At 41.9% G+C, this 15,504-nt stretch carries 12 protein-coding genes; 7 read left to right on the top strand and 5 right to left on the bottom strand.

Annotation, left to right across the window (positions count from 1 at the left end; translation table 11 throughout):
- The first annotated feature begins 46 nt into the window (after window positions 1–46).
- Window positions 47–781: a head GIN domain-containing protein gene (locus LVD17_RS01195; RefSeq protein WP_233764177.1), complete on the top strand. Its 735-nt coding sequence runs from the start codon at window positions 47–49 to the stop codon at window positions 779–781.
- On the opposite strand, the gene LVD17_RS01190 is transcribed toward LVD17_RS01195, so the two are convergent.
- Window positions 765–1,208 carry a heme-binding domain-containing protein gene (locus tag LVD17_RS01190; RefSeq protein ID WP_233764176.1) on the bottom strand — a complete coding sequence of 148 codons (444 nt, stop codon included), beginning with the start codon at window positions 1,206–1,208 and terminating at the stop codon, window positions 765–767. The genes LVD17_RS01195 and LVD17_RS01190 overlap by 17 nt on opposite strands.
- 346 nt (window positions 1,209–1,554) lie before the next feature.
- Here LVD17_RS01190 and LVD17_RS01185 point away from each other — a divergent pair, with 346 nt between their 5' ends.
- Together LVD17_RS01185 and LVD17_RS01180 are read left to right on the top strand one after the other, a co-directional pair.
- Window positions 1,555–5,001, top strand: a complete 3,447-nt coding sequence (locus tag LVD17_RS01185) for a pyruvate carboxylase (RefSeq protein WP_233764175.1) — start codon at window positions 1,555–1,557, stop codon at window positions 4,999–5,001.
- Window positions 5,002–5,043: 42 nt separating this feature from the next.
- The gene (locus tag LVD17_RS01180) at window positions 5,044–5,769 is read left to right on the top strand and encodes a pirin family protein (RefSeq protein ID WP_233764174.1); all 726 of its coding nucleotides are present in this window, start codon (window positions 5,044–5,046) and stop codon (window positions 5,767–5,769) included.
- A 3-nt stretch (window positions 5,770–5,772) separates the two neighbouring features.
- Here LVD17_RS01180 and LVD17_RS01175 read toward each other — a convergent pair whose 3' ends face one another.
- Window positions 5,773–6,519, bottom strand: a complete 747-nt coding sequence (locus tag LVD17_RS01175) for a lysophospholipid acyltransferase family protein (RefSeq protein WP_233764172.1) — start codon at window positions 6,517–6,519, stop codon at window positions 5,773–5,775.
- An 80-nt stretch (window positions 6,520–6,599) separates the two neighbouring features.
- On the opposite strand from LVD17_RS01175, the gene LVD17_RS01170 reads away from it, so the two are divergent.
- Window positions 6,600–9,425, top strand: a complete 2,826-nt coding sequence (locus LVD17_RS01170) for a CHAT domain-containing protein (protein ID WP_233764165.1) — start codon at window positions 6,600–6,602, stop codon at window positions 9,423–9,425.
- Window positions 9,426–9,555: 130 nt separating this feature from the next.
- Here the strand turns inward: LVD17_RS01170 and LVD17_RS01165 are convergent, their stop codons facing one another.
- Window positions 9,556–10,884, bottom strand: coding sequence for an FMN-binding glutamate synthase family protein (locus tag LVD17_RS01165; RefSeq protein WP_233764164.1), 1,329 nt, complete (start codon window positions 10,882–10,884; stop codon window positions 9,556–9,558).
- A 523-nt stretch (window positions 10,885–11,407) separates the two neighbouring features.
- Window positions 11,408–12,166 (bottom strand): carboxypeptidase-like regulatory domain-containing protein, encoded by a 759-nt coding sequence (locus LVD17_RS01160; protein WP_233764163.1) that lies wholly within the window; start codon window positions 12,164–12,166, stop codon window positions 11,408–11,410.
- Between the two features lie 125 nt (window positions 12,167–12,291).
- On the opposite strand from LVD17_RS01160, the gene LVD17_RS01155 reads away from it, so the two are divergent.
- The 3 genes from LVD17_RS01155 to aac(6') all read left to right on the top strand — a co-directional run bounded on the left by LVD17_RS01155 (window position 12,292) and on the right by aac(6') (window position 15,018).
- Complete coding sequence (locus tag LVD17_RS01155) at window positions 12,292–14,067, top strand: OmpA family protein (protein WP_233764162.1); 1,776 nt, start codon at window positions 12,292–12,294, stop codon at window positions 14,065–14,067.
- A gap of 8 nt (window positions 14,068–14,075) precedes the next feature.
- Window positions 14,076–14,504, top strand: a complete 429-nt coding sequence (locus LVD17_RS01150) for a VOC family protein (protein ID WP_233764161.1) — start codon at window positions 14,076–14,078, stop codon at window positions 14,502–14,504.
- Between the two features lie 70 nt (window positions 14,505–14,574).
- Complete coding sequence (aac(6'), locus tag LVD17_RS01145; protein ID WP_233764159.1) at window positions 14,575–15,018, top strand: aminoglycoside 6'-N-acetyltransferase; 444 nt, start codon at window positions 14,575–14,577, stop codon at window positions 15,016–15,018.
- A gap of 3 nt (window positions 15,019–15,021) precedes the next feature.
- On the opposite strand, the gene LVD17_RS01140 is transcribed toward aac(6'), so the two are convergent.
- Complete coding sequence (locus LVD17_RS01140; protein WP_233764158.1) at window positions 15,022–15,387, bottom strand: DUF2116 family Zn-ribbon domain-containing protein; 366 nt, start codon at window positions 15,385–15,387, stop codon at window positions 15,022–15,024.
- Window positions 15,388–15,504: the final 117 nt, after the last annotated feature.

Here is a 15,504-nt window from a genome sequence, read left to right as displayed (position 1 = left end):
ATTATCTCATAACACGGTTTAAATCTGACCACTAAAAATTAAAAACATGAATTTAAGTCTGAAGTTAGTAACTGCTATAATGTCTGGGATAATAACACTCGGCATGTCCGGATGTTATGTTGATTTTAACGATGATGGCTTTTGCGAAAGGGGACGCGGAAGTATAAGAACGACCACCCGGGATTTACCCTCATTCACTGGTATTAGCAATTCGATGAACGCTGATATTTATATCAGGAAGGGCAATAATTTTGAAGTTTCCGTACAGTCAAACCATAATATTGTTAATGATATTTTAACAGATGTAAGTGGTGAGCAACTTTATATAGAAACAAGAAAGTGCCTTAAGGATCATAATACCACCATTACAGTTACCACTCCCAGTTTACGATCCATTGCCAACTTTGGCTCGGGTAGCATACACAGTGCTGATATTTGGGTGACCAACAACATGAAGTTGTCAATTTCAGGTTCCGGTGAGGTTGAAATGCCTGTTGATTGCGACGATCTGGACGTTACATTAACCGGATCAGGAAGGTTTGAGCTTTCCGGGTATACAGAGCACCTCCGGTCGGTGATTTCAGGATCGGGAAATGTCAATGCTTTTGCGCTCCATACAAGCACCTGCAATGTGACAATCTCAGGGTCAGGGGATAGTTTTCTCCATGTAGACGAAACCCTCACGGGCACCATCTCAGGAAGTGGCAATGTATATTATCGCGGGTTTCCTGCTATCGATGTGGCAGTTTCAGGAAGTGGCCGGGTCATAAATCGAAATTAACCTTTCTAAGCCAGTTTATCAGTGCCGTCTTTTCTTCGGCTGTTAAGCTGGCTTTCCAATGTGCCAGTGTATAACTGGGCAGTGGCATTTCACCTTCTTCTACTTCTTCTATCATATCCTCCAGTTTATGCTTCTTGCGTTTCAGTGGCTGTTCACCCCAGGTTGAATAGTTAAGGTGCTCACGACCTCTCTCAATATGGCCTGCCACCCACCAGGAAACCGGTGCTATTTCCGAATACCAAGGATAAACCGTTTGGTTGGAATGACAGTCATAGCATGCCTTTACAAGAATATGAGCCACAGCTTCCGGGGGTTCCTCAATCGCAATAAAGTCGTTGGCTTTTTTGTATTCGGGTACAGACCTATCTATCCTGAAAAATTGGATAATAATAAAAATTGCCAAAAGAATCAGGAAAAAATACTTCATGTCTCAATTTTTTTTCTTAGGTCTGATTTGGCGAAATGCCTCGGAATATGATTTAAAAATAGCAATAATTTGCACATACTTTACTGATAGTGCTTTAGATTTATTTTTTGTGAATATAATAACCTCAATCGTTGGTTTTTTATAGCTCTGATTAGATTTTATAGAGTTGGCTCTACAAAATCTACAAGAAATTTTAGGCCGGAAACGTAAATATCTGCCGTATTGCTGTATTCGTGCTGGCAATTATTCGGCCGTCAAAAAAATGTTAACCAGAATTGATTCTCTTTGTTAAGACATTGTAATGTTTTAATTTTCCCTGAGTATTTAAATTTATTAAAGTATTTCAATGAGTATCCAATTAAAGGAGATTAAAAAATTAATGGTGGCCAATCGAGGAGAGATTGCCATCAGAATTTTAAGAGCAACTACAGAACTTAAGATCAGGACAGTTACAGTTTATACCTACGAAGACAGGTATTCCCTGCACAGGTACAAGGCTGATGAGGCCTACCAGATAGGAGCCGATAACGATCCTTTAAAACCTTATTTGGACATTGAAGAACTTATTGCTGTTGCCAAGCGCAACGGAGTAGATGCCATACATCCCGGTTATGGATTCCTTTCGGAGAATGTACGATTTGCCAGCAGGTGCAGAGAGGAGGGTATAATATTCATAGGGCCGGAGCCGGAAGTGATGAACCAGCTCGGGGATAAGGTAGAAGCTAAGAAAATTGCCATCAAGGCCAAAGTACCTGTTATTGAAGATAGCCAGGAGGATCTGACTTCTACTGAGCTTGCTTTAAAAGAAGCCAACAGGATAGGCTTCCCCGTTATGGTAAAGGCCGCAGCCGGAGGTGGAGGCAGAGGTATGCGTGTCGTTAGAAGTGCTGACGAGCTAAGTAAAGCATTTGAAGAGGCAAAAAAAGAGGCCGAAAAAGCATTTGGTGATGATACCATATTCCTTGAAAAATATATAGATAATCCCAAACATATAGAAGTGCAGATCATGGGTGATAACTATGGAAACATAGTTCATCTTTATGAGAGGGATTGCTCCGTACAACGAAGATTCCAGAAAGTGGTTGAGATTGCACCGAGTGTTACGCTTAGCCAGGAAACGAGGACCAAGTTATATGACTATGCTCTTTCCATAGCCCACCATGTTAACTATAATAACGTGGGTACGGTTGAATTTCTGGTTGACGCCCAGGAAAATATTTATTTTATAGAAGTAAACCCGAGGATCCAGGTAGAGCATACCATTACTGAAGAGATAACCGGTATTGACATAGTACGTTCGCAAATATTGATTGCAAAGGGCTATGATCTGGCTGACCCTCGTATTTTTATAAAGAGCCAGGAAGATGTGAAATGTAACGGTTTTGCTATTCAATGTCGGGTTACAACAGAAGACCCGACCAACAATTTCAAGCCTGACTATGGCACTATAATCGCCTATAGAAGTGCTAATGGTTTCGGTATCAGGCTTGATGCCGGTAACTGTTATGCCGGTGTTACCATATCTCCGTTTTTCGATTCGTTACTGGTAAAAGTATCTTCGTGGGGCCGTACCCTTAAAGGAGCTTCCGAGCGTCTGGAGCGGGCTTTGAGTGAGTTTAGGGTCAGGGGTGTTAAAACTAACATCGGTTTTCTTCAAAATGTAATTTCAAATTCAACCTTTTACTCAGGCGAGGCTACTGTTAACTTTATTGCCGATCATCCTGAGCTTTTTGATGTTCCCAGAAGGTTAAACAGAGGTACCAAATTGCTTAACTATCTTGGCAACCTGGCGGTTAATGGCAATCCTGATGTTAAGAGTATGGATACATCAAAGGTGTTCCGTGAACCAAAAATACCTCAGTTTGATCGTCTTGGAGGTTATCCTGAAGGCACAAAAGATAAGCTGACGGCGCTGGGAAGGGAAGGTTTTGCCGAATGGCTTCGCAATGAAAAGAAAATCCACTTTACGGATACTACCTTTCGGGATGCACATCAGTCCCTGTTGGCCACAAGGGTGAGGACCCTGGACATGCTGCGCGTAGCAGAAGGGTTTGCCAAGAATCATCCTGACATTTTCTCTATGGAAGTGTGGGGAGGGGCTACCTTTGACGTTTGTATGAGGTTTCTTCATGAAAACCCATGGGACAGGCTAAAACTTTTACGAAAAGCGATGCCTAATATCCTTTTGCAAATGTTGCTGAGAGGTTCAAACGGGGTAGGATACAAGGCATATCCTGATAATCTCATCGAGAAATTTATAGAAAAATCTGCCGAAACGGGTATAGATATATTCAGAATATTTGATTCGTTGAACTGGGTGGAGGCCATGAAGGTGAGTATAAGAACAGTTCGTGAGCGTACTAACTCGTTGGCAGAAGCTTGCATCTGCTATACAGGAGACCTTTATAACGAAAATACCAAGTATAACTTACAGTACTATCTCGACCTTGCCAGGCAACTGGAAGATGAAGGTGCCCACATTTTGGCTATCAAAGATATGGCAGGCCTGCTGAAGCCGAGAAGTGCACGATTGCTGATTACAGAACTTAAGAAAGCCACAGACCTTCCTATACACCTGCATACCCATGATACCTCAAGTATTCAGTGTGCTACATACTTCGAGGCTATCAATGCCGGGGTTGATGTGGTTGATGTGGCTATCAGCTCTATGTCAGGACTTACCTCGCAGCCTAACTTTAACTCTATTGTGGCCGGACTGGAAGGGCACGAGCGCGAACCTGGGTTTGACCTGAAGTCACTGAATAAGTACGCAAACTATTGGGAGGATGTAAGAGAATTTTATTATCCGTTTGAATCCGAGCTTAAAGCCGGTACGGCAGAAGTTTACGAGCATGAGATCCCCGGAGGTCAGTATTCCAACCTTAGACCACAGGCCAGAGGCTTGGGGTTGGAGGATAAGTTTTCAAAAATAAAGGAAAATTATGCTGCGGTAAATGATCTTTTTGGCGATCTTGTAAAGGTTACACCATCCTCAAAAGTAGTGGGGGATATGGCCATGTTTATGACATCCAATAACCTTACTCCCGAGGATATTATGACTAAAGGGCATACGCTATCGTTTCCTGAGTCGGTGGTAAGCTTGTTTAAGGGTGAGTTGGGGCAGCCTCCGGGCGGGTTCCCGAAAGAGTTGTCGGATATTATTTTAAGAGGGGAAAAGCCCTTTACCGACAGGCCTAATGCTCACCTGGAACCGGTAGATTTTGATAAGGAGTTTAAAGAATTTCAAAAGGAATTTGACCCTTACTGTGATGAACTGGACTTCCTATCGTATAAGCTATACCCCAAAGTATTTAAAGGCTTATACGATCATTGGCAGAGCTATGGAGAGGTATGGAGATTACCTACGTTGTCATTCTTCTACGGACTTAAGAATGATGAAGAGATTTTTGTGGAAATAGGCAAAGGTAAGGCTATCATCATCAAAAAGCTTTATAAATCTGTTCCTGATGAGAATGGTATTTGCAAAGTTTATTTTGAAATGAACGGTCAGACCCGAGTATTGGAAGTTAAGGATAAAGGCTTTAAGTCCGACAAGGTGGCCTACGCTAAAGCTTCAGGTGAAAAGCAGATTGGTGCGCCATTAATGGGCAAAATAGCTGAGGTGAAAGTTAAGGAAGGTGAAGAGGTAAAGGAAAATGCCCCGCTTTTTGTTATCGAGGCCATGAAAATGGAGACTTCAATAAGCGCACCGTTTGAAGGTAAGATTAAGAAAATCCATATCCCTGCCGGTGAAATGGTCGAGCAGGATGATATGATAATAGAGATGGAGTAACGGAATTTTTTGTTTCTGTTACTCATAAACAATATTAGTAACATGGAAACAATAATACATAAAGCCGAAACCAGGGGAAAAGCCAATCACGGTTGGCTGGATACCCGCCACACCTTCAGTTTTGGAAGTTACAACGACCCTGCCAGAACAAGATTTGGGGCACTTCGTGTGTTAAATGATGATGTAGTATCGGCAGGCGCTGGTTTTGGGATACATCCTCACAATAACATGGAGATTGTTTCCATACTTCTTTCAGGAAGCCTGGAGCACCGCGACAGCATGGGTAATACTACACGGGTAATCCGTGCCAATGAAGTACAGCTTATGTCAGCGGGCAACGGAGTACTTCACTCCGAATACAACCATAGTCAGGAGGAAACCGTTGATTTTCTGCAAATATGGGTATTGCCTAAAGTGAAAGATGTAAAGCCCCGATATCAGCAGAAGCTTTTTGATCCGGCCGAACGTGTTAATAGAATCCAGACAATTATCAGCCCTGATAAGGGGAGTACACTCCAGATAAATCAGGATGCTTACTTTTCCCTTGGAAATTTAGAAACCGGTTATGAAGCAAAGTATAAATTGCATTCCAATAAAAATGGCGTATATATATTTGTAATTGAAGGTGAAGTGGATGTGGCAGGAGAACCGCTACAGCGCAGGGATGGCATAGGCATTTGGGAAATAAATGAGGTGTCCATAAGGGCAATGGACAATGCGGAGCTACTTCTGATTGAGGTGCCTATGGTGATTGAAGCCCACTTGTGAGGGCTATCGGTTTTCTGATTCTCTTTCCACAATGGCTTTCATTTCATTGAAAACCTTCTCCTTTAAAAAAGGGAGTTCTGATAAGGAATATTCGCTGGTATCTACTTCTTCCCCAAAGATCACCTTTATTTTTCCAGGTTTAATATTCAAAGTATTCGGAGGCATAAGCCTGCCCGCGTTGGTGATTACAATGGGCATGATCGGAGCACCCGCTTCAACGGCTATTCTAAAAGCGCCATCATAAAAAGGTTGTAAAGGCTGGTCTGTCCTGTTTTGTGTTCCCTCCGGAAATATTAGAATGGATATGCCCTCTCCCAAAACCTGTTTTAATTTCTTTACACTTTTCTTCCGGCTTTCTGTATTGGATCTGTCCACTATAACGGCAGCTACACGTACGATGAGTCCAAAAACTGGTATTTTAAGCAGTTCTCTTTTAGCCAGAGGGCGAAACTGCGTAGGTACTCCCAGGCAAAGGCCGGGTACATCCAAAAAGGAAGTGTGATTTGAGGTATAAATGTAAGACTTCTTTCGGTCAACATTTTTTGAGTTCACTACTTCATATTTAATAAAGTTGAGTTTACTGAAAATCCATGACCATGCCCTCAAACCAAAATAAGTTATGTTTCCATACTTTTCACCTAAAAGAATAGGAAAAATAATAATTGGCAGGAGTATGAGCATAAAAGAGGTGAAAACCAGTAATACCCAACCTACGTATATTTTTGATGCTATTTGCTTAAGTACCTTCATAAGGGGCGCCAAATTACAAAAAGCTTTTTAATTATAATTAATGAATATCTTTTTCTATCTTTTAATATAATTTTTCTGAAATGAGAAACGTCTACATTGTAGTTTTATGTATAACCTTCATGACCGGTACCTCTGAAGGTTTCGCGCAAATAGGTAAGCTTTTAAAAGACAAGGCCAGGAACTTAACCTCGGGAGATGGATTTGATAAATTAAAGGATGTGGCCTCGCAGAAGCTGGATGAAGCCCGGAGTAATTTTGATTCTACCAGTTTTAGCTATGCTATTTCACTCAATGATAATTCAGGTCTGTACGATGTGAAGGAAAAAGGAGAGGTCTTTTTAAAAGCCTATACGAATCTGGGCAAAAATGAAACTGAAAAAGATGAGCACGAAAAAGCACGTGATTTATTAGACAAAGGGGAGGGGCTCTATGCCAGTGGCTATTATGCTATGGCAGAAAAAGTTTTGCTGGCTTCCAAAGTCAAATATGAAGCCAATGAGCTTAAAAGTGATATCAATTATCCCAAGGTACTCTCTACCCTGGGACTCTTATATAGTACAATGGGGCGCTATACAACAGCCGAAGAGTATATTTTAGAAGCCCTGGAATTAAGAAAAGGAAGTAAAAGTGGCCACGGAGCATCGTTAAACAACCTGGCCGTCCTTTATAAGGAAACAGGAAAATATAACGAATCGGAAAAACTCATTAAAGATGCCTCAGAGGAGTTGAAAATAGCTCACGGCAGGGAAAGCATGCCATATGCCATTACGCTGAATAACGAAGCCATGCTCTACCAGGCCATCGGCAGGTACGATCAGGCTGATGTAATACTCCAGCAAGCAATAGATATATCAGCGAATTTGCAAAATGAAAAATCGGGTAACCATCAAAAATTCCTAACAAATCAGGCCCTGCTTTATCAGGAAATGGGTAAGTATGAAGATGCTGAGAGTTCTTTCAAGGCGCTTATTAAGTTAAAAGAAAGGCGGTTTGGTAAAAAGCACCCCGATTACGCACATATGTTGAATAACCTTGCAGCCCTCTATATGCAGATGGGCAAATATGATGAGGTGGAGCCCCTGCTGAAGGAAGCTATTGAAATATACGAAAGAAAATTTGGTAAGGAGCACAGGCTTTATGCCGGTGCGATCAGTGACCTGGGAAATTTTTATCGTTTCAAGAAAGACTACGAAGCTTCAAAACCCTTACTGACCGAAACTCTATTCATACGTGAGAAAATACTGGGGGATAAACATCCGCAATATGTACAGTCGAAGGAAAATCTTGCTATTCTTTATTGGAAAATGGGTGACCGGGGAGAAGCGGAGAAGTTGTACGTTGCTTCGCTGGATCAGTCACTGACTTTTATCAACCAGTACTTTCCGCCCATGAGTGAGGCGGAGAAGACAAAGTACTGGGATAAACTCCGTCCCAGGTTTGAGAGGTTCTATTCTTTTGTAGCTGAGGCCCCTGATGACGAGGGTGTATTGCTTCTGCGTGCATACAATTATAACGTAGCTACAAAAGGTTTGCTGCTTAAATCAACCAATAAAATAAAGCAGAAAATACTCAGTGGCAGTGATGAGGAACTAAAGAAGTTGTACCTGGATTGGCTGGATCAGAAGGAAACACTGGCCAGGTTATATTCTTATTCGCGGGAAGAACTGCAAGAGCAGAATATCAACAGGGATTCGATTGAGAAAGTGGTAAATAACAATGAAAAGCTGCTGTCGCAGAAGTCAGAAGTGTTTTCAGGAGAGTATGCTGCAAACTCCGTGGAGTTTAAGGATGTACAGCAAAAATTGAAACCGGGAGAAGCAGCGCTTGAGTTTATCAGGTTCAGGGGGTTTGATAACACCTTTACTGATGAAGTCAAGTACCTTGTTTTTGCAGTTACCAAAGAAGATGCAGTACCCCAAAAAGTGCTGTTGGAAAATGGAGGCCAGCTTGAAGGGCGCTACTTTAAATATTATAATAATGCCATTCACCAAAAGCTGGTAGATGAATATTCCTATAACCAGTATTGGACTCCGGTTGAGCCTTTGGTGAAAGGAGTTAAGCAAGTTTACCTGTCGCCTGATGGTATTTACAATCAGTTAAGTCTCAATACGCTGCGAAAACCTTCCGGAGACTATTTAATGAACGACCACGATTTTCACCTCATTGGCAGCACCAGGATGCTTGTTGAGCGTAAACCAAATAACTCTACGGCCAGATCGGCCTGCCTTGTAGGAAATCCGCAGTATGGAGGTGATATAACACCATTGCCGGGAACCAAAGCAGAGGTAGCCAGTATCAGTAAAATGCTGGCGGGCAAAAGCTATAAAGTAACAACCTTAAGTGATACGAAAGCCACGGAAACTAACTTCAAGGCCATAAAAGATGCCAAAATACTTCATGTCGCTACACACGGTTATTTTTTGGAAGACCACCAGCTTAAGGGAAGCAAGGTTTTCGGAATTAGTACAGAAAGTGCCAGGGACAATCCTTTACTCCGGGCAGGTCTGCTTCTGACCAATGCCGGAAATGTGGTGAGCGGAGAAGCAAATGAAAGCCTTGAAAGCAAGGATAACGGAATACTTACTGCATATGAGGCGATGAATATGTCTTTGGATAAAACAGACCTTGTGGTACTGAGTGCCTGCGAAACAGCCGTAGGTGACGTTAAGGCCGGTGAAGGTGTATACGGCTTGCAAAGGGCATTCCTTGTTGCAGGTGCTAACGCTATCATTATGAGTCTTTGGAAAGTAGATGATAATGCTACTCAGGAGCTAATGACAAAATTCTACAACATCTGGCTTAAAACTGGCAACAAGCAGCAGGCCTTTAAAACTGCCCAGATTGAGTTGAAGAACAAATACAAAGAACCTTATTACTGGGGAGGATTTATTTTAATTGGAAGCTGATTATTTGGCTAAGTGGATATGGGTGAGTAAATTTAAGGTAATCAAATAAAAAATGTATAACCTCTTTGCTTGCATGAGGCTGCTCTGAAAGGCAGCCTCATTTTATTATCACCTGTTGAAGTCTCGGTTTTTAACCCACCACAGTTTCATAATTATTCAAAAGTTCACCTTCCTGCACATCAGGGTAAATTTCATTGTACTTCATTACGTTATTCATGGCCACCCGCCTGTTGATGTGTTCACGTTTTAAGCCGGATGGCGAATTTACTCCTGTGGCAGCCATTAATTCAGTAAAACTTTTTACAGTCTCATGGTGAAAATTGGCCACCCGTTGTGCTTTATCCTTTACTACCAACCCCTTCATTAAGGTTTTACTCTGTGTTGCTACCCCGGCGGGACATGTGTTGGTGTTACATTGCAATGCCTGTATACAGCCTGTGGCCATCATCATGGCCCGTGCACTGTTGACCATATCAGCTCCTATGGCAATTAACCTGGCGATGTGAAATCCACTGAATACTTTTCCTGATGCTATAACCTTGATATCCTTTTTCAGGTCATAGCCATTCAGCGTATCAATGACAAAAATTAGAGCATCTCTTAACGGCATTCCAAGGGAATTTGAAAATTCTATAGGAGCGGCTCCTGTTCCTCCTTCACCGCCATCTATAGTAATAAAGTCGGGCTTAATGTCTGTAGTGATCATGGCTTTACAGATATTGTCGAATTCTGATTTTTTACCAATACACAATTTGAATCCAACCGGCTTGCCTCCTGATAACTCTCTCAGTTGTTTTATAAAATACAATAGCCCATAAGCATCTTTAAAGGCAGTATGCCCGGGAGGGGAGTGGACATCGGTATGCGGCTCTACCAGGCGGATGGCGGCAATCTCCGGGGTATTTTTAACAGCCGGTAATATTCCACCGTGCCCGGGCTTGGCACCTTGTGAGATTTTTATTTCTATCATTTTTACATTATCAAGTGTTGCAGTAAGCTTGAACTTGTCCGGGCAAAATGTGCCTTCTTTGGTTCGGCATCCAAAGTAACCCGTCCCGATCTGCCATATCAGATCACCACCTGGCTGGGAGTGATAGGGGCTAACCCCTCCTTCGCCTGTATTGTGTGCAAAATTTCCTATTCTGGCTCCGGTATTCATCGCCAATACGGCATTTTGGCTTAGCGCTCCGAAGCTCATAGCAGAAATGTTTAATATACTGGCAGAATATGGCTTCGTACAGTCCTTTCCCCCGACCAAAACCCGGGGCTCATGATCCAGATCGGCATGATTGATGGCGTATATCGAATGATCCATCCATTCGTAACCCACCCTGTATACGTCCATTTGAGTGCCGAACGGCGTGGTGTCAGTTACTTTCTTTGCACGCGTATAAACCAGAGAGCGAAATAACCTGTTCACCGGGCGGCCTTCGGTATCCGTTTCAACAAAATACTGCATTATTTCCGGCCGGAACCTTTCAAGGATATACCTAAAGTTCCCTACAACCGGGAAGTTTCTTTTTATAGCATGCTTTTTTTGGAAGATGTCGCTTATCCCTATTAAAACAATGGGACAGACTGGAAGTAGAAACCACAAAACCGGAGGCCAAATAAAGTAGATTGCCGCTATCCACCCCAATATTAAAATAGTTGATGTTATGAAAATCTGTCTGGCTTTCATTGAAATTTAAATTATATGTGTTTTATATGTTTATTGTTTAGGACCGTAGCTCAAAAATTGAAATGAAGCAGATAGATAGAAGTTATAGTGCTATAGTAATGCACTAAGACTTAATAATGATACCCGGCAATTCGAGACAGAACGTAGCAATTGTACGGACTGACCGTTTCAACGCTTTTCTGGCAATCCGGCATTTAAAATCAGCATAGAAACTAACAGATAGTCATATTCTGCCGATACATCATTAAATTCATAAATTGAGTTCCTAGGGGCGTCAGGAAGTGATTAGAAAACACAAAAGTCATTCATCCTCTTCAACAGCCTCAAAGTCTTTAAGGCATTGATTCACAGCAACAGCAATTTCATACTCTGAAGCACGTCCTATAAATGAATCTTCCAATTTACAGAAGTTCATGAATTCATCTACCTTGTCTTCAGGCAGGCCGGTAAGTTCTATCACCACACCCTCGTTATATTTTGCCTTGATCAGGTTCTGGAAACTTTCCTGTTGCTGATATTCGGCAAGTTTTTTCTGCTCTTTAACCTCCCTGCTGAGCTTACCGTGCAGCAAAGATATCGGATTCAACAGGTTGGGTTTTACTTCTTTAGTCGGGCCATAATAAAAACCTGGCAGTTGTATTCCTTTTCTTTCAGATTCTATTGGCACATCCATAGCGATCATAGCTCTTTTGAGCGCCTCTTCATCTTTGTAGGCAAAAACCTTAACAGGCTGAAGTTCCATAGTAGAAGTATTTAACTCAATCGTGACATTGATTCTGTCCGAAGAAACCTGATCTTTTAAAGTAAACATATAAGGTTCGAAACCTATTGCAGAAAACTGAACTGTATCGGTCTTAGACATTTTGATCCAAAACCTGCCTTCAGTATTACTTACGGTACCTTTGCCAAGGCCCCGGTTAACAATGTGTACATACGGGACAGGCTCCTTAGTATCTGCCTCTATGATTGTTCCTGTTATTTCTATGTTTTTTTCCTGCCCAAATACGACAACCGATGAGCATAAAATAATAAGAGCAGTAAAAAATAATTTATTGGCCATAATTGAAAATACGCAAAGTTAACGTAAAGGATTCCAATAATATTACATCTTTTACCCGAATCTCGGGCAGATGGGTTTATATGAAATTGTAAATTTCTATATTTACCTCATAAAATCCATCCATAATGAAGAAAATACAATTACTAATTTTTTTATTGGTCTATAGTTTAATTGGTTTTAGCCAGGAGTATAATGAACGCTACGAACTGGTGAATTTGGGAAGGAAAGTGAATACAGGCTATCATGAGGGTGCACCCGTGATCTCAGCAGATGGAAAGACACTGTACTTTTTCGTGCACAACCACCCTGATAACACGTATGGGAAAGAAGGTAGCCAGGATATATGGTACTCTGAGTTGGGGCCAGATGGTGAGTGGGGAGAAGCAAAGCATATGGATAAGCCGCTTAATCAGCACCATTCAAATCAGGTGTTTACAGTAATGCCTGATGGCAATACACTTTTTATCAGGGGAGGCTCGTCTCGTAATTCCAAGGGCTTTTCTTTTACCCGTATGAGTGGCGGGGAGTGGGGTAAGCCGGAAGAGATCAAAGTAGAGGACTTTAAAAATATGAATAAAGGAAAGTTTTACGGTGCCACTATGTCTTCTGACGGAAAATACATGGTCCTGTATTTGAGTGAAAAAGAAAACAGCACTTTTAGTGACCTTTATTTCAGTAAATCCCTCGGCAACGGCGATTGGTCGCGACCCGTAATGCTACCTAAAAATATCAATACCTCCAGGGATGAGTTTGCTCCTTACCTGGCGCCTGATAATAAGACTATGTACTACTCCAGCACCCGGAAAGATATGGGGATAGGTAATGCCGATATCTACAAAACAGTGCGGCTTGACGATACCTGGCTGAAGTGGTCTGACCCCGTTAATGTAGGCCGGCCATTGAATACCCGTGCCTTTGATTCTTATATGTCAATTGACAACTCAGGAAATGTATTTACAGCTCAGTCCGGTAACACTATCGATGGTGGTAACCTTGATATTTTCGGGCTTAAAGAGAAAGACATAAAAATTCGCTTGAGAGGAATTATACTTGATGAAAAAAGCAGGTCAGGAGTTATAGCCTCCCTTGCCATTGGACGTGGCAGTGAAACGGATACACTCATCTCAAGCTCGGGAGATGGAAGCTACCAGACCCAGTTGACAGGCGAAGGCAACTACCACATCAGAGTAAGTGCTGATGGCTACTATCCCGATGAGGCTCAACTGTCAATAAAAGATGTTTTTAGGGACACTACTGTAATACAGGATTTCATGCTCAAACCTGTAAAACGTAATGCTCTGCTGACCGGTACAGTGTACAATGCAAAAACAGAGGAACCACTGGCTGCCAGGGTAGTTGTGTCACACAAGAGAGATAAAAAAGCCGGCTTTAAAGTGGATACACCTAAAGGCTACTTTGAAAAAGAACTGGAGAAAAAAGGCTGGTATATTATTACAGCCTCTTCTGAGGGTTTTCTCAATGCCACGGATAGCGTTAACAACATTGATGATGGCAGCCTCCTGAATAAAGACCTTTACCTGACGCCAATAGAGGTAGGCACTACAGTAAGGTTAAATAACATATTTTTTGATTTTGATAAAACCACACTGAAATCAGAATCGTATGTGGAACTGGATAAAGTTGTGGATTTCCTGAATAACAATTCATCAGTAGAAATTGAGATTGCCGGGCATACAGATAGTAAAGGATCCGACGACTATAACCTGAATCTGTCTCAGGGCCGGGCGCAGGCAGTGGTTGACTACCTGATTGGTCAGGGCATCGACGAATACCGCCTTGTGGCGAAAGGCTACGGAGAAACCGTACCACTCGAAACCAATGATACAGATGAAGGCCGTGCAATTAACCGTCGGGTGGAGTTCACTGTATTGAAAAAATAACCAACTGAATGGAGCAAAGACTTTCTATTATTACCCTGGGGGTAAAAGAACTTGACAAATCAGAACAATTCTATACTAAGAAATTTGGATGGAGCAAAACCGAAGAAAGTAACGAGAGCATAATTTTTATGCAGCTCAACGGGATAAAGCTTGCTTTATATGCCAATGCAGCACTGGCTGAAGATGCCAATGTCGAACACCAGGAAACCGGCAACGCATCATATAAAGGCTTTACACTGGCTTTCTGCACCCGCTCTGAGCAAGAGGTGGATGAGCTGTTCGAAGACTTTAAGAAACAAAATGTCAAAATAGTTAAAGAACCGGAAAAGGTCTTCTGGGGTGGCTACAGCGGATACATCGCAGACCCCGACGGCAATTTGTGGGAGATCGCTTTTAACCCTTATCTGCAGATGGATGAGGTAGGGAATATTAAGTAATTTTTTGAATGTCTAATCTAATACAGATCCGGTAATTCGAAATTGTCGGATCTGTATTTATACGATGGTTATGAAGACAGAAGCCATATCAAAGAATAACCTCGAGCCCCTCACCCAACTGGTTTTGAAACTATGGACGGAGTGCAACTATCAGGAGGAATTTGACAACTGTCAACAGATACTGTACTCCGATGACCAGACGGCTTTTCTGGTAAAGGATGGAGAGGCCGATTATGTGGCCTTTATAATGCTTTCGGTAAGGAAGGACTATGTGGAAGGTACCGAATCATCCCCAGTCGGCTATGTTGAGGGTATCTATGTAAGGCCTGAATACCGGAGATCAGGTATAGCAAAGGGATTGATGGAAACAGGGAAAACATGGTGTAAAAACAAAGACTGCAAGGAAATGGCCTCAGATGCCGAGTTGCATAATATTACCAGCCAGAAATTTCACGAATATTGCGGGTATAGCGAAACCAATCGTATTGTTTGCTACGTCACAAAGATAAATTAGCCATCACTGGTCCACATACTCCTGCTTTTTTACCAAAGCAAAAAAATCATTGTCAATAGGCAGGTAGCCATACTCATAGCAGAAGTAGTAAATGGCGCCTGCTTTTGTAGTATAGGTATTGGTAAAATAATTGAAGTCAAACCCTTTTTCAAAAAGCTTGCTGCGGTGGGTTTTTGATTTACCGTTAGGGTTCAGATCCATCATGATCCGACGGTTCTTACGAAGGATGTTATTGACATTGCGGATATAGTTGGTGCCGTCGCTGTTCAGTTTGTTATTGTAGGAGTTTCTGCATTGGTCAGAGCAGAATTTTTTATCCATCCGGCCGAATATTTTTGTCCCGCATTCGAGACAGGTTTTTTCTTGCATTTTGTAAAATGTTGATATTTAGTTGTTTATCCGTTTATAAACGCTTACAAACGTAAGTTAAATGAATACAAGCGTTTATCATACGATTCCTGGTTTTTTCTTGCCTTTCCTTTGCGT

This window comes from Fulvivirga ulvae (genome assembly GCF_021389975.1).
GTDB lineage: Bacteria > Bacteroidota > Bacteroidia > Cytophagales > Cyclobacteriaceae > Fulvivirga > Fulvivirga ulvae.
This window is presented reverse-complemented; position numbering and strand designations above follow the sequence as displayed.